Here is a 22,726-nt window from a genome sequence, read left to right as displayed (position 1 = left end):
CATGCAGTCGTTGTGTACAAAGCTCTGGCCAGGAAGCTGTTCGCCCTGTGCCAATCAAAAAGTTGCTCAGAGGATGATAAAAAATGACAAGTTTTCACTCGTTGACACCGGCGCAGAACCGCGAACGTTTCTCTAATGTTCGTTTTCGCAGGCCGAAAGCGGCGGCATTGCCCCCGCAACTTCATCCGGATAATCCGCTGCTGGCTGATGAAGCGGATGATGCTCCCAACCAACTGCACTCAAGCTTTCAAGGATTTCCGCTGAAAGTGCAGATCCCGCGATTTGCCGAAGCGGATGATCCAAACGCTGTTCAAGGATTTCTTCAACTTTTGTGGGATGGCACCATACGGGGTACCCGGTTCAATTTTACAACTCCGGTTGATCCGGCTACGACGGTGTTTGATCTGGTTTTGCCTGAGGGCTACACATCATCCTCAGGACCTCATGAGTTGAGTTATGTATTGAATTTTGGCGGTAATCCATCGGATGTCACACCACTCCCAATCAACATTGATACAACGCCCCCAGTAGCTTTCGGCAAAGCAACTGTTCCTCCTGAGGTGGAGAGAGACGGCATTACAAAAAAATACCTCGACGATAACGGGTTCGTATTGGTAACCGTTCCAAATTATGGAAGCAAAAAGCTTGGTGACCTCGTTGAGTGTTTCTTTGGATCGAGTTTGCCAAATCCGACGCCAATCGGAACAGTGACCATAACTGATCCGGCAGCTCCGATAACATTTCGATTGACCCCCGCACTGGTCGGAACCGAGGAAGGTCTGAGATCCATTTTTTATTACCTCAGCGACCGTAAAGGTAACCGAAACACGCCAGTGTACTACACGGAACTCAATGTCTCGCTGACCGATCCGCCTGAAGGGCTTATAGCACCCAGTATCCCTTTGTTTGATGACGATGCCGCCCCCAAGCTGATAGATCTGGCTGATGCCCAGGCCCCTCTGGGGGTCGGTATTCTGACTGAATATACAAACTATCTGACGGATGTCGACGAGTTGGAAGTGACTTTCGACGGGGTCGTGCAACCGGCGCAGAAGATCAATACGTTTCCGTTCTACGTGAGCATTCCTTATCGGGATGTATTCAACGGCAACCTCGATGAAAAAAAGGTAGCCGTAAGTTATCGGATTAAACGCCATAACCTGCGCTATCCACTTGGCGCAACGCCACCTTCAAAAGACGTGGACGTTGACCTGCGCCGGCCCGGAGACGGCGACGGCGGCGAGAATCCGGATCCAACTCTGGCGCTTGCGATTGTGCAAGGTGCGGTTACGACTACTCCGAATAGTCTGCGGGAAGAGGACAAAGACCAGGTTGTAACTGTAACTGTTCCGGTTTTCGGCGGTGTCAAAGCCAAGGATGTTATGACAGTGATATGGAAAGGCGTTGACGTTACGGCCGCGCAAGGTGGTGTAAAGGAGTTGGACGGGACGGAAACCGGGAACTTGGTTTTCAGTTTACTTTGGGAGGTCGCAGACGCGGGTGGCAATGGTAATCCGCTGCCGGTCACCTACAAGATTACCAACCCTGACATCAATCAAAACGAAGTGCACTCATTGCCTCAGGACGTCGACGTGCTCATTCGGCCGGGTATGGTTCCCGAAGTCAAGTTTCAGCATCTTGATCCGGACTTCATTGATTGGTTTAACTGTGGTTCACTGCGCCCGGACCCGGTTCTGACCAGATGTGCAGAAGTGCTGGTTTCCGGTGGCGAGTCGCAATTGGCCGGTCAAACTCTGGAATTTACATATCAGGGTTATACCGACTCGGCCGGTACGGTAGTAAAACCCAACACTGATCAAAAAGTCTCTTACGCGCCGACACCACAGGAAGCGAATGACGGGTTTATCGTAAAAATTCCCTATCAGAAAATATTGGCTACGGAGAGCGCTTGGGGCGATATCACTTATTCGGCAATGATTGACGGGCGCCCGGTATCAGCTCAGAGACACTTGGTCAGGGTACACATGAAGAAAGGCGACGGGGCAGTCTGTGATATCTGATCGTTGATGTTAGGGAGGCATTTGTGCCTCCCTTTTTTTTGAAGGATTACCAAGTGGTAGGAAGTTTCCGAGCGCATCGAAGACTATTCCTACATTTTGTTGTGGAGAGGTCAGGTTATTGTTCGCTCCCGTCAATGCTATTGAGTTGCTCGGGCCCGTAATAATTTCTAGGTGAATCAATCATGAATATGTTGGATGTATCACACGTTCGCGCTTTTTCAGCACGGTCTGGAGTAATGCTTTGCCTGCCAGCCGTTTTTTTTTTCGCAAACTTTGCCCATTCGGCCACTATCGTTGATAACACCACGCTGAATATCGATTCGTCTACCGCGCCTACCGACTACCTGGTGCGCAACAAAGGCGTACTGAATGCCTCCGATGCCAATACCCGATCGATCACGGCGCAATCCGGTTCGTCGCTAAGCATCAACGGCAGCACCATCGTTGGTAACGACGGTGGTGATGGCGTAACCGTGACCAGCAGTCGGGCAAGCATCGATCGAACGACGGTGACCAGTGATGAAATCGGGCTGGCGGTCAATCGCTCCAGTGTCGCCGCGGGCGGAGCCACCGTGACCGTGTCCGACAGCCAGATCAGTGGACAACTGATTGGTTCGCAGGTTACGGGCCTGAGCTCCCTGTCATTGACCAATACGCAAGTCATGGGCGCGGCCAGCGATGGCATTGGTGTGAATATCCTTGGTGGAGAGGTGAGTGCTTCCGCGCGTACGACCATCACCGGCCAGGCGACAGGGGTGCGGATGGTCAATGATGCCCTCAATGTGGGAAGCCGTACCCTTTCGCTGGATAATTCCACGGTGCAAGGTATTGGTGGTTCTGCGATTCTGGTGGATCGTGGTACTGAGGCCACGATAAACGTTCTCGACGGTTCCAGCCTTGTTGCTGGCAACGGCAGATTATTGGATGTTCAAGGCTCATCGATCGCGAGCCTGACCGTGGCCAACAGCACGTTGAATGGAAACGTCAATGTGGCGGATAACAGTACGGCCAATCTTCTTTTCGACCGAGGGGAAATAACAGGCAATGTGCTGGTTGACGGCAGCTCTACTGCCAACGTCACGCTGGAAAACAACTCGCAATTGACGGGACGCCTCGACAACGTCGAAGGCGTCAATATCAACAGCAATTCGAACTGGACCCTGACCGGCAACGACTCGATCGGCGCGATGCGCATGGACGGCGGGCGTGTGACGTTCGGCGCGGCGGATGCTCCCGATACCTATTACCAGTTGAACGTCGGCGCGCTCGCGGGTACAGGTACGTTTTTGATGAAGGGCAATTTCGCCAGTGGTGAGCATGACTTTCTCAACGTGACCGGCGCTTCGGCGGGGAACTTCGCGTTGGCAGTTGCGGCCTCTGGCCTGGATGCCGCGTCGCCACAGGCCTTGACGCTGGTGCGTACCGCCACCACTGACAGTGCCAATTTTGCCCTGGCGGGTGAGCAGAGGGTGGATGTCGGCACCTGGTCCTACGGTTTGGCCAGTCGGGAAATCGAGGGGGGGGCGAAGGAGTGGTTTCTCGACCCGACCACCGAGGTGATCAGCCCCGGTGCGCGTTCGGTACTGGCGCTGTTCAACACCGCGCTCACCGTGTGGTACGGCGACATGGGGCCGTTACGCAACCGTCTGGATGAGTTGCATTTCAACGGCGACCGCTCCGGTGGCTGGATCCGCACCTACGGCAACAAATACAACGTCGCTGATAACTCCGGCGTGGGCTATCAACAGACGCAGCAGGGCCTGTCCCTTGGCGCCGACGCCCGGCTGGGTGAAAGCGATGTGCTGGTGGGGGTTCTGGCGGGCACGAGCGAGTCGGATCTGGACCTGAAAAACGGCACTTCGGGTACGGTGAAAAGCTACTACTTCGGCCCTTACTTTACTTGGTTTGACAGCGCCAAGAGTTACTACCTGGACGGCGTGCTCAAGTTCAACCGCTATCGCAACGAGTCCAAAGTGGGTCTGAGCGACGGCAGTCGTGCCAAGGGCAATTACGACAACTGGGGCGTGGGTGGCTCGGTGGAGTTCGGTCGTCAATTCACATGGGCCGATGGGTATTTTGTCCAGCCCTTCACCCAGTGGTCGGCGGTGCAGATCCAGGACAAGCGCTACACACTCGATAACGACATGCGCGCTGATGGTGATCGCACGCGCTCATTGCTCGGCAAGGCCGGTGCCACATTCGGGCGTAACTTCACTGTCGGCAACGGCACCGTTGTCCGCCCATATGTACGTGCCGCCATTGCCCATGAGTTCGCTACGAACAACGAAGTGAAGGTCAACGACAACGTGTTCAACAATGATTTGTCAGGCTCGCGGGCCGAGTTCGGCGCAGGGCTGGCAGTGGCCATGTCGGAGAAATGGCAGGTGCGTGCTGATTTTGATTACTCCAGAGGGGAGCATATCGAGAAGCCTTATGGGGTGAATTTGGGGGTGTGGTACCGCTGGTAAGTAATCCAATGATGTTTGGATTAAAGATTTAAAAAAAACGCCTCGCAAAATTGCGAGGCGTTTTGCTGAAGCCATCGAACTGCCTATATGACCCCGATCCCTAAAGGATATGAAGCATAGTGCTGGACATGGGCCTCCTGCCCCGTCACGAGATTTTTCATATAAAGGCGCAAGAACGGAAAATTTGCTGCGACGTTGGTTGACCAATAATAACCATTGCCCATAGGCCAGCGACTTCCGTAGAGGTTGAAGATTTCTCTTAGTTGAGCGAGGGTCGTCAGGTAAGTCCCTCTCGCGTAGGCTCGATTGGTAATAGTGTAATAGTCTCCATTGCCCAACCCAATGCAATGTATGACACCGGTGACTTCTACTTCGTAACCTGGAGCAGTGGTCGTTCCATCAGTTACTGTGATTTGTGTTCTGCCCTTGCCTCTGACCGTGACAAGACCCGTGCCGTCTACAACGGCCACCCGTTCATTGCTGGAGTAGTAACGATAATTCGAATTTGGATTTCCTCCGGATGCCCGATGATGGGTCGACGTGCCCGGTCCAAAAGGCGGGAGTACCGAAGGATGCTCCGGCATTAAATAAGTCTTACCGTTCAATAACACTTTGGTGGTGTTGAACACCAGCGGCGGAATCGGCGAAATGACCCTGAAACTGCGAACCTCCGTTTCCTGTCCGGTACTGACGGCTCTGGCTCTGATCGCATGTTGGCCAATGGCTACCGGCAATGTCGTACTCCAGTTGCTTCCGACAGCGGTCACTGTGTGTTTAGGGGTGTTGTTATCGTAAATCTGGACCTGACGGTTGGGTGTGACGGTGCCTTGCAAGGTCACCGAAGTACGTTTGGTCTCTCCACCCGGTTGAACTTCACTGATGCCGTCATGGACCGATGTCAGTTTGGGGGCGATGTGGGCGGCGACGGTAAAGTTCCTTGGTTCACTGTCCACCGGAACAGCACCATACAAGGCTTTGGCGGTAATGCTGTGTGAGCTGGTCGCCAGACTGGTGAGCGGCGCCCTCCACTTTTTGTCGGCTGCGACGTCGATCGGTGCGCCAATGGGCGTGCCTTTGTTGTGGAGCTGGATCCGTTCTCTCGGAGTGGCTTCACCACTTAACGTGACCGTGCTGTCATACGTGGTTCCGCCTTGCGCAACCGGGCCGACGGAGTCGACAGCGGCCGTAATCGTCGGAGAAATAAAGGCCGCCACGGTAAACACCCGGGGCGGGGCTGACTCCGGATTACTGCCGTATTCGGCCCTGGCGATAAGACTGTAGGTTTTCAAGGTCAGATTGTTGAAGACATAGTCCCAATCCCCACTGGGCTTGACGTCCGAGGTGGTGATTGGCTTGTCGACGTCGAGCAGGGTGATTTTCTCGTTGGGGCTGGCTTTGCCGGTCAGGGTAACGGTTCGATAATAAGTGGTGCCGTTCATGGGGACATCACTTCGGATATCGCTCACCCGAGAAATCGTCGGTGTCACGGCCTGAGCCACCACGAAGGTTCTGGGGCTGCCAACCGGCGGATCAATATCGTATAGCGCCTCGGCGGTGAGGCTATAGGTCTTGACCGTCAGGTTGTTGAGGCGGTGACTCCATGTGCCCCGTTCGTCGACATCCAGAGTGATAGCCGGTGCATCGGCACCCAGCAAGCGCACTTGCAGGTTGGGGGTCGCGCTGCCTGCTACGAAGACGCTGTTGTCATAGGTGATGGCGCCCGGCGCGACGGGGCCTCGCGAGTCGGTGATGGCGAGGACTTCGGGTGTTTCTGCAAATTTGACGGTAAAGGTTCTGGGGGGACTCGACACCGGATCGGCGTCATAAAGAGCCTTGGCGGTGATGCTGTAGGTTTTTTCGGTGAGTATGCCGATCTTGCAATTCCATGTGCTGTCCGTGTCGACTGCCGCTGTCCCCAGTGAGGTCGTTTCACCATCGAACAGCTCAACGGTTTCATCTCGTGTGGCGGTGCCGAAGATGGTCAATTCGTTGTCGCGGGTGGTGCCGCCTTCGTCGATTTCGCTGCGTGAATCCGTGACTTTGCTGATGGTTGGCTGGATGTAGTCATAGCGGGTTCTGACGGTCAATGGCAGCAGTGGAAACACATAAGCGCTGTTCTCATCTATGCGGCCATCGAAGGCGACCTTGCAAATTACAGTCGCTGCGGTGGAATGTCCAAGTTTGACCAACTCGCTTCTGAGCAATGTTTCGTTGAGCCCACTGCTCAATTGGGCAGCGGTTATTTCTTTACCGTCGATAATTTTGATGACGTAACAATCGCCGGCAGTGGTTTCTCCCACCAATTGCAGCCAGATGATTTGTTTGGGGGCAATGTGCAACCATTTTTCAACAAGGGCTCTGGCATCCGCGCTAAAGGTCATCAAATCCAGAACTCCGCTCGGCGCTTGAGGAACCACAGGACGGGGTAGCTGACTCTCTGGATCGGAAAAACCCGAAACGTATAGATCCAGCGTTTGTGAAGGTGTGGTGATGGTATAGCGCGTTACCTCATACTCGACGCTGACTCGTCGATCGATATTCGCGCCGGCCAATGTAGAGGGCAGGTGGAATACAACCGTGCCGCTGGAGTGCCCAGGCAACTCAAGATCCTCGGATGTGCCGGGTCCCGGTGAGCCAAGCCACTTCAACCGGATAACGTCCTGATCAGGCTTCATGCTCCGATAACTGACCTTCACATCCACTCCGTTCAGTCCGCTCATCGGGTCCAATGTTCCGTCAGGTGCCTGGATCACCTCGGGCGGCGGCAAGTCACCTACCAACTCGCCGATGAGCAAATCAAGCGTGGCCGAATATTCATGTCGTCCGGTCGAGGCGCGCGACAGCGAATAACTCACTTTGACGTACTGCCCGATGTTCGCCGTGACATATTCCTTGTCGACCCTGAAGCGCACGGGCTCGCCTTCGCTCACCGTGGTGATGGGCAACCAGTCGCCGGTACTGCCAAAGGGATTGGGACTGCGCCAGTAGTAGGTCAGTACATCGCCCCTGACGGTGTTCGCCTCGGCGATCAGCACATGAACATTGTCGAATACCTTGGAAGGATCGAGCACGTCCCCGGGCGGTTCGGCCTCCTCGACAACAGGTTTGGGCAGCGTCGCCCTGACCTTCTCGACCCTGACCAGCAGTCGCTCGGACTCGCGGACGTTGTAAAGCCCCGTATCGTCGTTGGCGACCCGATAGGAAAGATCGAGTGTGCCGTTGACCAGCACGCTGATGTGCTCGGCATTGACGTAGAGCCTGACCCACCCTTGCCTGGCGTCGTTTTCGCTGACGGTATGAGGCTGTTCATGCAGATAGGGTTGGTCGTTGGATTTCTTACCCAGCCAGACCAGGTTGATCAGGTCGCCGTTTTTCATGGCATAGCGGACTTCGACAGTGGCGTAGGGCTCGTCCGGATCGAGGGTGTCGCCCAGCAACTGCAGAAGGATTGGCTCGGGAAGCATGTCGACGTCGCCCACTACATCAGCCAGGGCGCGTTTTGACGACAGCGGGTCACCGCCATCTTTTTTGTAGAGAATGTAGGAGGCGTCGGCCGTGCCTTGGGCAATCGCCCTGACTTCCTCATAGGGCACCGGGATTTCCAGCACGCTGGGGATGTTGTCGATGATGCGGGTTTCGCTAAGGCTGATCGGTTTGCCATTATTCGGCGGCTTACCGAGCCAGGTCATCGTTAGAGTATCCCCCAGGTCGAATTCATCGCCTCTGACATGGATCTGCACCGTTACCGGCTTCTTGTCCAGGTCTCTGATGGTGATCACTTTGTTAAAAGCTTCCTTGATGATCGGCGCCTCCAGGCGCCAGCCGCCGGCGTCCACATCGATGCAAGTGGTTTGGGAGTGAGTGTCGGCCCAGTTCCAGACTTCGTCACTGACGCGCCATCTGATCTCCACTTCTTCACCATCACCCGCGCCGAGAATGGCGTCCTGGTTGATGTAGATCTCAATCGGCTCCTTATGCTCGGCCTGTGCCTGCGTGACGACATGCGCGGGGAGCGAGTAACTGCCCAGTTGCAGACGGATCTGGTCGTTGCGGGTGATGTATACGTAAAACGGTATCGTGGCTAACACGCCGTTTTTCGCCCACTCCGCATCGATGACACCCTGTTCTACCAGTTCCGCAGGCAATTGGACGATGTGCAACTCTGAATGGCCGGGTAAATGCGGCGTTCTGTCAAAGTTCCCAGGCTTGTAAAGCTTGACCAGTAAGCGCAGGGACGCGGAAGGTGGATCGGATACGGTCTCACCTGCACGGGTCAGCACATAATGGCAATCTTCAATCCATCCAGACTGCTCAGGCGCCGGCAAATAAAAGAACACCCGTTGATCGACTTCGTCGGCGGCCACCCATCGTTCGAGGATTTTTCCCCCGTTGTAATGAATCTCAAGCTTGTCGCCCTCTTTCATGGGGCTCAGATAAGGATTAATGGCGCACAGCAGCCCGTCGGGGTAGTCGGTGGCGGTCTTGAAATTGATCCCGCCATCGCCGTCCTCCACGGGCGCTTGCATCCCCGCGATCAGGATTGGTCGCAGCGCCAGTGGCTGGTTTTCATCGTCGTAGGGCGGGAACAGGGAAATCGAACCGGCAGGCATCAGGACATCCCTCTTGAAGGGTTTTCAGAGCTTGAGTGGCGAAGGCCCGTGACATCGAACGCTTGCAGAGTCGGGGATTCTTCCCGAACGGGATCATTGGCGAACATGGCGGACACTCGCATCCGTGGATGGAATGATTGAACGCGTGTTGTTTGATTTGCGCACCTGTTAGATCTGACAGGGGAATGCCCCTTTGCGACCAACGGTTATGCTGTCGGGGCACCCAATGAGGGTGGACTCAGTGGGACGGAAACGGCCCGACCCCGCCGACCCGGTTGATTGGGCGGCGGGTTTTTCTGCCTGAAGCCATGTGTTGACTGAGAGTCAGCCTTCGCGAGCAGGCTCGCTCCCACAGGGTTCTTCAGTAGTCACAGATTTTGTGCCGGACAAGGATCAAATGTGGGAGCGAGCCTGCTCGCGAAGAGGCCGGCATGATCGCCGGACAACTCAGCCAGCCGGCATCACCCTGGCAACTCCAGGTTATCCAGCACCCGGTTCACCGCCAGTTCCCCCAGCATAATCAGTTGCGCAATGCCCAGCAGCGTTCGGCGCTGCGATGTTGGCATGAGGCTGGCGAAGTCGTTGGCAATGTTTTTCGCCGAAGCGAGCGTTTCGCAGGCGTTGGCCAGCAGGTCTTCGTTTTTGGTGTCTGCGGTGACGGCATACATTGCGCGGTTGCTACGAGGCGGCGGGGTGGAGCCGGGTGGGCAGAGGTAGTGATCGAGGGCGCGGTCGGCGGCTTGGTGGAGTTTTCTTGAATCGAGGGATTCGTAGGGGGAGGTGGGGTCGGTTTCGGGTGGGTTGGGTGTTGGTTTGATCATGGTGAAGCTCCTGAGGTTATGGAGCCACCCTTTCCCTGTCGCTAAACAAGTGAAGGTGGCAGCTGTACGCAGGTTAGCGAACCGGTCACAGGCACCCCGGTAGACCCAAAGGTCTCCCGCATACAGCCGCCATAACGTAATTGCGGGCGAAAAGTCCCACAACGAAGCCACGAACGCTGATGCACTGAGATGGTCCGAGTCGCTAAACCCGATCGCTGATTCGTCAGCGACCGATCCACAATAGAATCCGACCCCAAAGTGCACAAGCCGGCGGATTCTGGCTTGGCTGTAGGCAATGGCGCAAGGATTTGTAGCCTTGGAGGCGTGTCTGGAGGTGTCTTTTAAACACCTTCGTTTAAATGCCGATTTGCGCTGACTCACTGAGCCCTTCCCGAGCAGGCTCGCTCCCACATTTGGAACGCATTTCCCTGTGGGAGCGAGCCTGCTCGCGAAGGGGCCATCCCTGTCAGCAGAAACCTCGATGAAGTCCCGCTGCCTAAATTGCTGGTTAAGTAAATCCGTCTCCTTTTTTCGTCTTCAAAAGCCCGATGACTCCATCTGCTGGCCGGGCGAAGGAATCACCATGCATTTAGAATTGCAGTGCTGGAATGAACCCGTTAAAGAGTTTCCTTCCAGCCAATAGCTCTAGTCCCTGAATCAGGATGTAGACCATCGGTGTGATATCTCCATGTTGCGGGGGCATCCCAATTTTCCAGTCGTATCCAATGATGTCCGTTTGTTCGCCAGAAGAAGAAAGTTGATTGGGATGAAGCGGGAAACGCGATAATGAATGTTGAGAACAAATCTAGCGTAAGCGGCAAAAGTGAATGTTCAGTCCGCCACGCATCACACCCGCTTGCGGTGTAGTAGTTAAACGATCGATGAATGGATCGAACCCCCTGCACAGTGATTTTTATTCGTTTTTTACTCCCGTTTGCGTCGGATACGTTTATATAAGTTGTACCGTTTCCGGCGCCTTGGATCCGCCCAATACTTGGGTCGAATATCCTGGCAATTCGCACGTCGTCTGAGGTGTAGGTATAGGGTGGTGTGCCTTGGGTAGGATAACGATCTACAAAATCACCAGCTTGGAGGAGCGCGACGGGAGCGTCAACTGGATCAAGGAACACCCATTTGGGTCCGGTAAGAAGAACGTCTCTTTCGTCGATTATCAAAGGTGTGACGACTGTCAGTGTTCTGGCAACGGATGATGCACCGGAGCCGTACAGCGCCTTGGCGGTAAAGCTGTGTGCCGCCACAGCCAGGGCAGTGACGAGCAACGTCCAGACGCCAGTGGTGGCATGTGCCGTTGCCTGACCTTTGGGGACAGTGCCGTCAAAGACTTCGACCTTCTGGCCGTTGGCCGCGACGCCGCTCAGGGTGACGGCCGTTTCCACCGTCACCCCGCCTTGAGGGATTTCGACACCGCTGGGAGAGCCTTTGGCCGATGTCAATGTCGGCGCGGTGGCCGCTGTGACAGTCAGCGTCCAGGCCGCCGATGATGCACCGGAACCGTACAGCGCCTTGGCGGTGAAGCTGTGTGCTGCCACAGCCAGGGCAGTGACGAGCAACGTCCAGACACCTGTGGTGGCATGTGCCGTTGCCTGACCTTTGGAGACATTGCCGTCAAAGACTTCGACTTTCTGTCCCTTGGCCGCAACGCCGCTCAGGGTTACGGCCGTTTCCACCGTGACCCCGCCTTGAGGAATTTCGGCCTCGTTTGTCGAACCGGTGATCTTGCCGATTTCCGGTTTCACATCTTCAACAGTCTTGACGATGTACGTGCGCAGCGGAAAACTCACCGCCTCGCCCTCCACCGCGCTACCCCCAAGCCCCGCCTTGAATATCACCGTCAACTCGCTGCCGTCTTGCAGCTTCTGCAGATCAATGAGCGGAATCGAATACGTCCAAAAGCCTTGTCTGATCCACGTCGCGTTGGTTTGTGCGCGGGGCGGTTCCCAGAATATTACGTCGTAGACACCGCCATCCTTCTTGGTGCCTTTCACCTGCGACCAGACAGGCTGCCCCAGCGCAATATGCGGCCAGCTATTCACCTGCACGGTGGCGGCGGCGGTCAACAGACTGACGTCCAGCTCTCGTCCTTCGCCGCCGTCCGACGCTTGCAGAATCAGCGGTTTGTCCAGGTGACGATTATCCAGCGGCAGCACCACCAGCGTCAGCGGTGGCGACGACGGTGACGGTTTACTGTCTCGGGTCACGGTGTAGGTTATCTCCACCGTTTTGCCGAGGTTGAAGGCGATGACCGGCACATGCAGCGGTATGTGCTGCGGTCCGAGCGCGGTCACCGTCCATGGCGTGGTGGTGTGCGAGCCGCCGGCGGGTGTGCCGACGGCGCCAGTGAAGGTGACGGTGATTTCGTCATGGAGGCGCAGGCCGCCAGGGTCAACCACCGCGGTCAGTTCGGTCTGCGCGTTGATCGGGTCGAGGCTGGTGCCGTTCGGCGCTTCCTTGATACCGGGTGCGGTGAGATCCAGCGCCACCCCAACACTGAACTCCAGCGGCTCGGCATAACTCGTCCCGCCCGCCGTGCGCTTGATTTGGTACCGGACGATCACCTTTCCGCCTTCATTGTCCTTGATCAGCTTGGCTTCGATGTTGAACGGTACTTCCTTGCCGGCGGTGAACTCGTTCAGCTTGATCGAGTCGGTGTACTCACCGGTGAGCGAACCAATCCAGAACATGAAGACTTCGTCGCCGGCGACCGTTTCGGTGTACGGCACGGTCAAGGTGGTGCCGGCAGTGTCGGGGGGCAGGACGCCGTCCACCACGCCGGCCACCACCGGTTCAGGCAGTTCCAGGCGCGGTTTGCCGACTTGCAGGATCTCGGTGTGAATCGACTCGCGAACGGCCCGGGTGGCCTCGAACGGGTCCAGTGTAGCGAGCACCGCAGCGGCGACCAGTTGCTGGTAATAGAACTCGGCCGTGCCACCGTTGACCGGGGCCAGATGCTTGCCGTCAATCTTGTACTGCAACGGTTTCGCCTCGACGATGTCGTTGTAGGTGATGGGGCGCCTTGGCAGGTCAGGCAGGTAGGGCTTGAGGCCTGGCGTAGTGCCGAGCATGACCGGTTTGAGGACCTGGCCTTCGACAAAGGATTTGTCGAAGGGAATCTCGAGACTGATTTGCAGCAGTGTCGGGTCCAGCGCCCCGGAGTTCTCGTCCAGCATGATCGGCGCGGCCAGCCGCTGGATTTCGCCGATGGCACGGATGAACTGGCTTTTGGAGCGTAAATCGACAGAGGCATCGGCTTTTTCCAGGCGGTAGGACAAGGTGATCTGCGACTTGGCCAACTGGCGCAGCACGGCGTTGGGCGCCATGATTTCCATAACGCTCGGCACACTTTCCAGTTCCACGCCTGCTGATGGTTCCCAATCAATCGGCGGCCCTTCGACGGGCGTGCCCTTGATCCTGATGAATACAAGGTCACCGACCTCGAACTTGTTCTTATCCATGGCGATAATCTGCACGGTGCCATTGGCGTCGCCCAGCTTGTCGACGTCCAGTACATTGTTCAGCGTTTCCTTGAGCAACGGCGCGTCCGCCCGAGTCGCATCCACCGCCACCGGCACACGCTGCTCGGGGCTCCAGTCCTCGGAGCGGTTGAGCACGCAGTCGTATACCTCGAACACCACGGCCACGCCGGGAGAGTCCGCATCACCGGCCTCGCGGATGACGGCTTCGGTGATGGTCACGATGATCGGCGCTTTGCCTTCAGCCTGTTCCTGGGTCAGCGCCTCACTGAACACGAAAATGCCACCCCAGCTGATGCGAATAACATCGCCCGCCGCGGCAAAGGGATAAGGCGGCGTGCCATCGTTGTTGCCGACGGTGATCGGCACGCCCTCGGCCACGTTGTCCTGGTCGATACCGCCGTCAACAATCTCTTGGGGCATCGTCATGATCAGCTTGGAATGCCCGCTGTCATCGTTGTCATCGTGCCCGCCCGGGCGAGTGAGCTTGAGCTGCACCTGCATGACTTCGGACGGTTGATCCGTGCCGCCCAAGGGCTTGACCGTATAGGACACCGCGAACAGGCCATCGACCATGTGTCGGGAAGGTACGAACATACGGAGCTGCGTGTTGACCTCGGTCTTGTCGACGGTTTCAACCCACACGTTTTGCCCGGTGCCCAAATAGAGGGTCAATGTGTCGCCAACCGCCATGTTCGCCCACGGACCTGCCTGGCACAGCAGACCATTAAGTGGAAAGTTGCCCAGCGCGGCCGCGATGTTGATGCCCCAGATTTTCACCGGAGTTTCCGCTACCGGGCCGGTGCGACCGGGGATGACGAGTTCCGCGAGGACGAGAGGCTCGCTGGGGCTGGACATGGCGCTGACTCCGTGGGCATAGGCGACGGAGTGAGTTAACGCGTATTGGTGGGCTTGCGCACCTGTCAGATCTGACAGGTGCGGGCGCTCTTCAGATGAGCGGTATCAACGGGGCGCTGTTGTTGCGCGCAACTTAATTACAACTCAGCGCTTATGGAGTGTCTTCTGCCGCAAAATATAAACAGTTACCAACACGGCACTGGTCAACATGAATCCCCGCGCCCACAGCAGTGGCACCAGATAACACGAGAACAGAATGCTCACCCACATCAGCCCGATCGCATAAACCTTGCCCTTGAGCGGAATGCCGTTGCCCTCAAGGTAACCACGGATCCACGGCCCGAGCCGAGGATGCTCGACCAGCCAGTGATAAAAGCGCGGGGAGCTGCGCGCGAAACAGGCCGCAGCGAGCAGAAGGAAAGGGGTGGTGGGCAGGACGGGCAGGAAGATGCCGATCACCCCCAATGCCACGCTGAGCCAGCCGATAGCCAGCAGGACGTAGCGCAACATCAGGGGACGGTTGCCTATGGGATTGTCCATAGGCCGGGTCTTAGTGGTGGCGTGGCTTGAGAATCGCCGGTTTTTCGTCGGGTGCCTGGCACAGCAGGTACAGCGCGGTCAGCGCTTCCGGGATCTGCACGATCATGTCATCCATCAGGTTGGCGTCCTTGGCGATGTCTTCGAACTCTGGCTGTTCGTCGAACAGGCCGGAGCCGACCATGATCGGCAGGAGCATTTCGCTGACCTCTTCTTCGGCGGTTTCGAACCAGGCCGCTTCGCGCAGGAACACGCCTTCCATGAAGCCGATGCACCAGCCGCGCAGATCCGAGTCGTCCGGCTCTTCACCCAGGTCCAGTTCGCAAGGCAGTTCGAATTCTTCATCCGAGGCCAGTTGACGGGCGATGTGGGCTTTGAGGCCGATCAGCGTGGCTTCGATTTCGGCGCGCTGGGCTTCGTCGCTGTAGTGCGGCTCTTCGGCAAACAGCGCGTCGATCCACTCGCGCTCCGGGACGTCTTCGGAGCAGATCGACAGCGCGGTCAGGTAACCGTGGGCGGCGACGTAATCCAGCGCCTCTTCGTGCAGCTCGTCGGCGTCGAGGAAGACTTGCAGGCGGGTCAGTTGCTCAGCGAAGGACATTACGGGGCTACCTTGGGGAATAAACAATGCGGGAATTCTAGGCCTTCTTGCGCGCTCTAGCCAGCCGCATGGCAGATTTGCCGCAAGCAACACAAATCCCTGTAGGAGTGAGCCTGCTCGCGATAGCGGCGTATCAGTCACATTATTGCCGGATGTGCCGCCGTCATCGCGAGCAGGCTCACTCCTACAGGATCCATGTATGGCTGAATGGGCAGTGTCTTATCAGCGGCACCCTGCGCAGGGAAGGCCTCGGGTATACTGCCGCGTTTTGCGATTCCTGCTCGTATTGTGCGTTTCATGCAATGCGTTCTTACGTTTTGTTTAAGCAGCCCCGGCTGTTCTGAACCAGCCTGAGCAGGGATGTATCGGTAGATTTTTGGAGTTTTTATGCTCGAACAGGCTCAACGCGTCCTCAAGGACATCTTCGGCTACGACAGTTTCCGTGGCCGTCAGGGTGCAATCATTGAGCGTGTGGCCAGCGGCGGTGATGCGCTGGTGCTGATGCCTACCGGTGGCGGCAAGTCCTTGTGCTTCCAGGTGCCGGCGCTGTTGCGTGAAGGTTTGGCGGTGGTGGTTTCGCCTCTGATCGCATTGATGGACGATCAGGTCGCCACCCTTGAAGAGCTGGGCGTGGCCGCTGCCGCGCTGAACTCTACGCTGAGCGCCGAGCAGCAGCGCGATCTGGCGGTGCGGATCAAGCGCGGTGAAGTGAAAATGTTGTACTTGGCGCCCGAACGCTTGGTGCAGCCGCGTATGTTGGCGTTCCTGCAGGGCCTGGACATCGCCTTGTTCGCAATTGACGAAGCCCACTGCGTATCGCAATGGGGCCATGATTTCCGTCCGGAATACCTGCAACTGGGCCAGTTGGCCGAGATGTTCCCGGACGTGCCGCGCATCGCCCTGACGGCCACCGCCGACAAGCGCACTCGCGAAGAAATCGTTACCCGTCTGCACTTGCAGAACGCCGAACGTTTCCTGTCGAGTTTTGACCGCCCGAACATCTTCTACCGCATCGTCCCCAAAGAGCAGCCGCGCAAGCAGTTGCTGGCGTTCCTCGCCGAGCGGCGCAGCGATGCCGGCATCGTTTATTGCCTGTCGCGCAAAAAGGTCGAGGAAGTCGCGGCGTTCCTCAGTGAGCAGGGCTTCCCGGCGCTGCCTTACCACGCCGGCCTGCCCAATGATTTGCGCGCCTATCACCAGAAGCGCTTTCTCAACGAGGAAGGCCTGATCATGGTCGCCACCGTGGCGTTCGGCATGGGCATCGACAAGCCCAACGTGCGTTTTGTCGCCCACCTCGATCTGCCGAAATCCCTTGAAGCCTATTACCAGGAAACCGGTCGCGGTGGTCGTGACGGCCTGCCGGCGGATGCGTGGATGGCCTACGGTCTGCAAGACGTGGTGATGCTCAAGCAGATGCTGCAAAACTCCGAAGGCGACGAGCGGCACAAGCGTCTGGAGCAGCACAAGCTCGACGCCATGCTCTCGCTGTGCGAAGAAACCCGCTGTCGCCGCCAGACGCTGCTGGCCTACTTCGACGAAGACATGCCTGAGCCCTGCGGCCACTGCGACAACTGCGTCGATGGCGTGCAGACCTGGGACGCGACCGAGCCGGCGCGCCAGGCGTTGTCGGCGATTTTCCGTACCGGACAGCGCTATGGCGTCGGCCATCTGGTCGACGTGTTGTTGGGCAAGGACAACGAAAAAGTCCGCAGCTTCGGCCATCAGCATCTGTCAGTGTACGGTGTCGGCAAGGCCCTGAGCGAGAGCGAATGGCGCTCGCTGTTCCGCCAGTTGGTGGCGCGTGGGCTGGCCGATGTCGACCATGAAGGCTACGGGGGTTTGCGCCTGAACGACAGCTGCCGACCGCTGCTCAAGGGCGAAGTGAGCCTGGAGTTGCGCCGCGATCTCAAACCGCAAGTCAGCGCCAAGACCACCAGCAAGAGCCCGGCCAGTCAGTTGGTGCGCGGCGAAGAGCGCGAACAGTGGGAAGCCTTGCGCGCCCTGCGGCGCAAGCTGGCCGAAGAACACGGTGTGCCGCCGTACGTTATTTTCCCCGATTCGACCTTGCTGGAAATGCTCCGCAGCCAACCGACCTCGCTGGCGGAAATGGCCCGGGTCAGCGGCGTTGGCGCGCGCAAGCTGGAGCGCTACGGCGAGGCCTTCCTCGAAGTGCTCGGCGGCGAGGCGGAGGTGCCGAAGGTGGTGGCCGACGTACGCCACGAGCTGATTACCCTGGCCCGCGCCGGGATGACGCCGATGCAGATCGCCGGGCAGTTGCAGTGCTCGGAGAAGAACGTTTACAGCATGCTCGCCGAGGCCATCGGCAAGCAGCAACTGTCGCTTGAGCAGGCGCTGGACTTGCCTGAAGAGCTGATGGGCGAGGTGCAGGATGCGTTTCTCGATGGGGAGGGCGAGTTGCCGTCGGTCGCCGAAATTGCAGAGCTGTTCGCCGGGCGGGTGCCCGAGGGCGTGCTTTATTGTGTGCGGGCGGCGCTGCAATCTGAATTCGAGATGTGAGACGGCGTTTGCGCCAAGCCCTGTGCAGTTGTAACGATTCAGTACAGAGCGTCTCTTGCCTATAACTGCCGCTCATGCTTAGCTGACTAATAATTAGATTTTCCGTATTTTCAGTCTAACCGTGAGTGTTTTATGCCGTTAACCGATCAACACCGCTTTGGCATGCAACTGGCCCAGATGTCCCGTGGCTGGCGTGCCGAACTGGACCGACGACTGGCCGGCCTGGGGCTGTCCCAGGCGCGGTGGCTGGTGCTGCTGCACCTGGCGCGCTTCGAAGATGCCCCGACCCAGAGAGAACTGGCGCAGAGCGTCGGCGTCGAAGGCCCGACCCTGGCACGCTTGCTCGATAGTCTTGAAAGCCAGGGGCTGGTGCAACGCCAGTCCGTGCTTGAAGACCGCCGGGCGAAAAAAATTGTCCTGTGCGCACCTGCGCTGCCGTTGATCGAACAAATTGAAACCATTGCCACACAGCTGCGCCACGAATTGTTCGATGGCGTCGACGAGGCGGATTTAAAGGTGTGCATGCGCGTTCACGGGCACATTCTGGCCAATCTGGAAAAATCCTGAGGCATAACACCGCACCGGTTTTTTGAGGGATCGCGCTGAGCAGACTATAAGAACTACTGGGCAATATCGTGTTCGTACCGGATGTACGAACGCCTGGAAACCGGTTTTGCTTATTTAAGGGATGCCCATGCTTGCAAGTCGGCACGTGCTGCGCGAGGGCGCCAAATGGCTGCTGTTCGCGGGCGTATTCAGCTATTCGACCTGGTCGATGGCGTTGGGGTTGGGCGAAATCACGGTTCACTCAGCCCTCAATCAGCCGTTCAAGGCCGACATCGCGTTGGTCGATGTCGGCACCTTGACGCAGAACGAGCTCTCGGCCAGCCTGGCCTCGGCGGAGGAATTCGGCCGGGCCGGTGTCGAGCGCGTGTTCTTTCTCAACGATCTCAGGTTCGCGCCGATCCTGCGTGGCAAGCGCCAGATGATCCGGGTGACGTCTCGTAAACCGGTCAGCGAACCGTTTTTGAATTTCCTTGTGCAACTCGACCAGCCCAATGGCCGTCTGTTGCGCGAATACACCGTGCTGATCGACCCGCCGGGTTCGCCCGGTATCGTGCCGGCCATCGATGAGCCGGATCCGCCGGCGCAGACTTCCGGGTTTCCTGCGGTCGAACCCGCTACAGCGAAGCCCCAGGCGGCACAGGGCAAGCGTGAAGCCGCGCCCGCGTCGCCGCCCGCGTCGCCGCCAACGGCAACGACTCCCGTCAACGATGGCCTGGCCGAGCAACTGGCCGCCAGTGTGTTGCTGAATCAACAACTGCAGAAAACCGTGGATGAGCAGAACGCGAGGTTGCAGGCACAGGAGGCGCAGATTGCCGACGGCAGGGAGCAGGTCAGCGACTTGCAAACCCGTCTCGCGGAATTGCAACAACCGCCACCAGTGCCCGTCGCTGCGCCGATTGCACCTCCGTCAGCGCTTGCACCTGCTGCCGAGCCTGAGGACGGTGTGAACTGGCCACTGCTCGCCGGCCTGTTGCTGGCGCTCGGGGCGCTGGGCGCGTTGTTCGTGCAGCGCCGGCGTCAGCAAGCAGAGCAAGCGGGCGAGCCGCTGACGCAATTGCCGCAGGGGCCCGAGCCTGACGCCGACCCCGTCGACGCCGCCGCGCCCGTCACCGCCAACGTGACGCCCGACCATCGTGAAGAGCCGGGCGCGGGTGACGTACTCGAAGCCGTGGGCATTTATCTGGCTTACGGAAGACTCGGGGAAGCCGCCGGGCTGTTACGCGATGCCCTGCAAAAGGAGCCGGAGCGCATTGACCTCGGCCTGCAATTACTCGAAGTGTACGGTCGTCAGGGCGACAGCGCCGCCTATGATCAGCAGGAAAGCCGTTTGCGCGACCTGGGTGTCGAGGACCGGCAACTTCAGGAGGCACGCGTTCGCCATGCCAAACTGGTCAGCACTGTCGCGTTGGCGCCGGTGGTGGCGCTCGCCCCCGACGGTGGTTCCGTTCCAACAGCCCCCGAAGATGATTTCGAGCTGAACCTGGGTGAGCTGTCGATGGATGCCAATTGGGACCTGGAAGCGAGTAAAGAAACGCCCGTTCCGCCCGTGGCGGACGAAAACGTCTCACTGTCAGACCTGCAAGTATTGCCGGAGGGTTTCGACCTGGGAGAGGTGGCTAGCAAGGACGACGTGGAACTCGAATGGTTCTCCGAGCCGGACGCGCAGCCGCTGGATGACGACTTTCTCAGTGAGTTCGATGATTCGCGGCGCCCTCTGATGGGGGAGCCGGCCGCTGGTTCGGAAAAGCTTGAGCAGGCGCAAACCTGTATCGATGACGGCGATATCGACAGTGCGATTGCCTTGCTCACTGAATTGCTCAAGGAGGGCGATGAACCGCTGAAGCAAACGGCGAGGACGTTGTTGGCGGGGATTCGCTGAGAACCGATTGTTGGTGGCGTGTCTGGAACCGCTATCGCGAGCAGGCTCACTCCTACAATGGATCTGTGAACATCGTTCAAATGTAGGAGCGAGCCTGCTCGCGAAGGCGTCAGACCAGACAACATCAGTTGCCAGGTGCGATCAGAACGTTTGCCCCAGATTCAGATACACCGCCTGCTCATCCGCATCATTGAGTCCATAACTGAAATTCAACGGCCCCAACGGCGTGTCGAAACCGATAAACACGCTGGCTGCGTTGATGTAGCCGCTGTCGAATTCATTGTCGTTGTTCCACGCTCGGCCGCGTTCCAGCGAAGCACCGGCGTACAGCGGGAAGTCCAGTGGCAGGTACGATCGCGGCGTCAGGCGACGGTAATACACGGCGCGCATCAGGCTGACATTCTGCCCGGAAATGGCGTCTTCGCGAAAGCCTGACAACTGCCGCGCACCGCCGAGCAGGAAGCTCGATGTCACCACATTGGCATCATCCAGCGTGCGGCCGTAGCGCCCACCCAGAATCAGCGTGTCCGGGCCATGGCTCATGGCTTTGTCGAGTTTGAATTCCCACTGCCGGTAACGTGTGTCGGAACCCAGACCCGGCTCGAACTGCGCAAAGGTCAGGCTGACGTCCTTGCCTTCGTGAGGGAAATACACGTTATCCAGCGAATCGTAAGAATACTTCAGCGAGTAAAAACCTTCGTTGAAGCTTTCGCTCGGCAGATCCTGATCGCCAATGCGCACGTCGGCCTTGCCCCAGGCCTGACCGACGCCAAAGCGCACTTCGCCGTTGTTACCGATCTGGCGGCCGAGGTTGAGGCCGAAGCCATAGCGCTCGACGCGATACTGCGCGACCGGATCGTTATCAAGCACTGAATCGACATTCTGTGCTTCAAACGCGGCATAGGGCGCAACGAAATAGCGCGAACCGACGTCCAGCGGCTGATAAAACTCGCTGTACAGTTCCTGTTTGTCGCCGATCTGCGCGCGGGTCAGCCATTCGGCGCCGAGGCGGTTGATACCGTTGACGCGATAGCTGGCGCCGAGATTGAAAGCGCTGTCGCCGCGCATGTCGTCCGACAGGTTCAGGCCAACTCGCAGGTAGTCGGTGCCGCTGCGTTTGCCGCGCGCACTGATGACCAAGGTGTGATCCTGACCCTTGTGCACCACGCGGTATTGCACCTGCTCGAAATAGTCGAGGCCGTACAGGGTGCCCATGTCCGAGTGCAAGCGGCTCAGGTCCAGCGGCTCACCGACGGGCTGGCGGATGTAATAGCGAATCACGTCATCGTCGACTTTCGAATCGTTTTCGACACGGATCGCGGTAATGACCGGCGTGCGCTGACCTGGCGAGCGGGCGGCGTTGAGTTCGGCATCCTGGGATTCGTCGGGTTTGAGCTGAGCCAGGCGTGCGTCGAGGATTCGGGTGGCGCGGTAGCCGGCGTCGATCATTTCCTGGGCTTTGCCGAAATCGGTCACGCCAAACGCTGCCAGCGCCGGCTGGATCAGCACGTCGGTGGGTTTAAGAGTGGCCAACTGTTCTTCAGAGTTGCTGCGGGTCATCAGGGTGATTGACTGATTCAGCACATCGACCACGGTGCTCAATTGTTTGCGGTTGCGCAGCGGCGTGCCGATGTCGACGACGATGGCGATGTCGACGCCCATTTCCCGCGCGACATCCAGAGGGATGTTGTCGGTCATGCCGCCGTCCACCAGCAGGCGGCCGTTGAGTTCAACTGGGGCGAACACTGCCGGGATCGACATGCTGGCACGGATCACCTGGGGCAGATGACCTTTGCGAAACACCACTTTTTCGCCGTTGGCAATGTCCGTCGCCACGGCGCGGAACGGAATGGGCAGCTTGTCGAAATCCCGGGTGTCGCTGGTATGCGCCAAGAGGCTCTCAAGCAACAGCGCCAGGTTCTGGCCCTGAATCACCCCCAACGGCAGGCCGAGGCTGCCGTCGTCGCGAAAGCTGAGTTTCTGTTTGACCAGAAAATCGCGGTCGTCCTGCTTGCGTCGAAACGGCACGTCTTCACGGGGCGGAGCGTCGGACAACGCGGCTTGCCAGTCGATGTTCAACGCGAGTTTTTCCAGCTCATCGATCTGATAGCCCGAGGCGTACAGTCCGCCGACCACCGCGCCCATGCTGGTGCCGGCGATTGCATCGATCTTGATGCCTTGCTCTTCCAGGGCCTTGAGCACGCCAATGTGCGCCAGCCCGCGCGCCGCGCCACCGGACAACACCAGGCCGACTTTCGGTCGCGGTGTTTCGCTGGCGTAAACCAACACGGGAAGCAAACCAAGCAGCAGGCAGAACAGCAAACGGCGCATTGTGAGTCTCGGGGCAAGCGGTAAA

At 58.2% G+C, this 22,726-nt stretch carries 11 protein-coding genes; 5 read left to right on the top strand and 6 right to left on the bottom strand.

Annotation, left to right across the window (positions count from 1 at the left end; translation table 11 throughout):
• The first annotated feature begins 83 nt into the window (after positions 1-83).
• Entirely contained in the window at positions 84-2,021 is a 1,938-nt protein-coding gene (locus HU739_RS10305) for a hypothetical protein (RefSeq protein ID WP_225922822.1), read from the top strand.
• A 182-nt stretch (positions 2,022-2,203) separates the two neighbouring features.
• Positions 2,204-4,489 carry an autotransporter outer membrane beta-barrel domain-containing protein gene (locus HU739_RS10300; RefSeq protein ID WP_186548717.1) on the top strand — a complete coding sequence of 762 codons (2,286 nt, stop codon included), beginning with the start codon at positions 2,204-2,206 and terminating at the stop codon, positions 4,487-4,489.
• Between the two features lie 83 nt (positions 4,490-4,572).
• Here the strand turns inward: HU739_RS10300 and HU739_RS26710 are convergent, their stop codons facing one another.
• The 5 genes from HU739_RS26710 to HU739_RS10275 all read right to left on the bottom strand — a co-directional run bounded on the left by HU739_RS26710 (position 4,573) and on the right by HU739_RS10275 (position 15,407).
• Entirely contained in the window at positions 4,573-9,099 is a 4,527-nt protein-coding gene (locus HU739_RS26710) for an Ig-like domain-containing protein (protein ID WP_225922821.1), read from the bottom strand.
• Between the two features lie 461 nt (positions 9,100-9,560).
• Complete coding sequence (locus HU739_RS10290) at positions 9,561-9,920, bottom strand: DUF6124 family protein (protein ID WP_186548715.1); 360 nt, start codon at positions 9,918-9,920, stop codon at positions 9,561-9,563.
• Between the two features lie 617 nt (positions 9,921-10,537).
• Positions 10,538-14,269 carry a hypothetical protein gene (locus HU739_RS10285; protein WP_217844312.1) on the bottom strand — a complete coding sequence of 1,244 codons (3,732 nt, stop codon included), beginning with the start codon at positions 14,267-14,269 and terminating at the stop codon, positions 10,538-10,540.
• A gap of 144 nt (positions 14,270-14,413) precedes the next feature.
• Positions 14,414-14,809 carry a YbaN family protein gene (locus tag HU739_RS10280; RefSeq protein ID WP_186550836.1) on the bottom strand — a complete coding sequence of 132 codons (396 nt, stop codon included), beginning with the start codon at positions 14,807-14,809 and terminating at the stop codon, positions 14,414-14,416.
• Positions 14,810-14,819: 10 nt separating this feature from the next.
• Positions 14,820-15,407, bottom strand: a complete 588-nt coding sequence (locus HU739_RS10275; protein ID WP_186550834.1) for a UPF0149 family protein — start codon at positions 15,405-15,407, stop codon at positions 14,820-14,822.
• Positions 15,408-15,794: 387 nt separating this feature from the next.
• Here HU739_RS10275 and recQ point away from each other — a divergent pair, with 387 nt between their 5' ends.
• From recQ to HU739_RS10260, 3 genes are all read left to right on the top strand, one after another.
• Positions 15,795-17,924 carry a DNA helicase RecQ gene (recQ, locus tag HU739_RS10270; protein ID WP_186550832.1) on the top strand — a complete coding sequence of 710 codons (2,130 nt, stop codon included), beginning with the start codon at positions 15,795-15,797 and terminating at the stop codon, positions 17,922-17,924.
• 132 nt (positions 17,925-18,056) lie between these two features.
• The gene (locus HU739_RS10265) at positions 18,057-18,491 is read left to right on the top strand and encodes a MarR family transcriptional regulator (protein ID WP_186550830.1); all 435 of its coding nucleotides are present in this window, start codon (positions 18,057-18,059) and stop codon (positions 18,489-18,491) included.
• A gap of 127 nt (positions 18,492-18,618) precedes the next feature.
• On the top strand, positions 18,619-20,370 hold the full coding sequence (locus HU739_RS10260) for a FimV/HubP family polar landmark protein (protein ID WP_186550828.1): 1,752 nt from the start codon (positions 18,619-18,621) through the stop codon (positions 20,368-20,370).
• Positions 20,371-20,511: 141 nt separating this feature from the next.
• On the opposite strand, the gene HU739_RS10255 is transcribed toward HU739_RS10260, so the two are convergent.
• The gene (locus HU739_RS10255; RefSeq protein ID WP_186550826.1) at positions 20,512-22,701 is read right to left on the bottom strand and encodes a patatin-like phospholipase family protein; all 2,190 of its coding nucleotides are present in this window, start codon (positions 22,699-22,701) and stop codon (positions 20,512-20,514) included.
• Positions 22,702-22,726: the final 25 nt, after the last annotated feature.

The organism is Pseudomonas hamedanensis (genome assembly GCF_014268595.2).
GTDB lineage: Bacteria > Pseudomonadota > Gammaproteobacteria > Pseudomonadales > Pseudomonadaceae > Aquipseudomonas > Aquipseudomonas hamedanensis.
Note: the sequence above shows the minus strand (reverse complement) of the source record. Positions and strands in the feature narration are given on the sequence as shown.

Coding starts and splice junctions, on each gene's coding strand:
- HU739_RS10305 (WP_225922822.1), top strand. CDS start 84: ATGACAAGTTTTCACTCGTTGACACCGGCGCAGAACCGCGAACGTTTC.
- HU739_RS10300 (WP_186548717.1), top strand. CDS start 2,204: ATGAATATGTTGGATGTATCACACGTTCGCGCTTTTTCAGCACGGTCT.
- HU739_RS26710 (WP_225922821.1), bottom strand. CDS start 9,099: ATGCCTGCCGGTTCGATTTCCCTGTTCCCGCCCTACGACGATGAAAAC.
- HU739_RS10290 (WP_186548715.1), bottom strand. CDS start 9,920: ATGATCAAACCAACACCCAACCCACCCGAAACCGACCCCACCTCCCCC.
- HU739_RS10285 (WP_217844312.1), bottom strand. CDS start 14,269: ATGTCCAGCCCCAGCGAGCCTCTCGTCCTCGCGGAACTCGTCATCCCC.
- HU739_RS10280 (WP_186550836.1), bottom strand. CDS start 14,809: ATGGACAATCCCATAGGCAACCGTCCCCTGATGTTGCGCTACGTCCTG.
- HU739_RS10275 (WP_186550834.1), bottom strand. CDS start 15,407: ATGTCCTTCGCTGAGCAACTGACCCGCCTGCAAGTCTTCCTCGACGCC.
- recQ (WP_186550832.1), top strand. CDS start 15,795: ATGCTCGAACAGGCTCAACGCGTCCTCAAGGACATCTTCGGCTACGAC.
- HU739_RS10265 (WP_186550830.1), top strand. CDS start 18,057: ATGCCGTTAACCGATCAACACCGCTTTGGCATGCAACTGGCCCAGATG.
- HU739_RS10260 (WP_186550828.1), top strand. CDS start 18,619: ATGCTTGCAAGTCGGCACGTGCTGCGCGAGGGCGCCAAATGGCTGCTG.
- HU739_RS10255 (WP_186550826.1), bottom strand. CDS start 22,701: ATGCGCCGTTTGCTGTTCTGCCTGCTGCTTGGTTTGCTTCCCGTGTTG.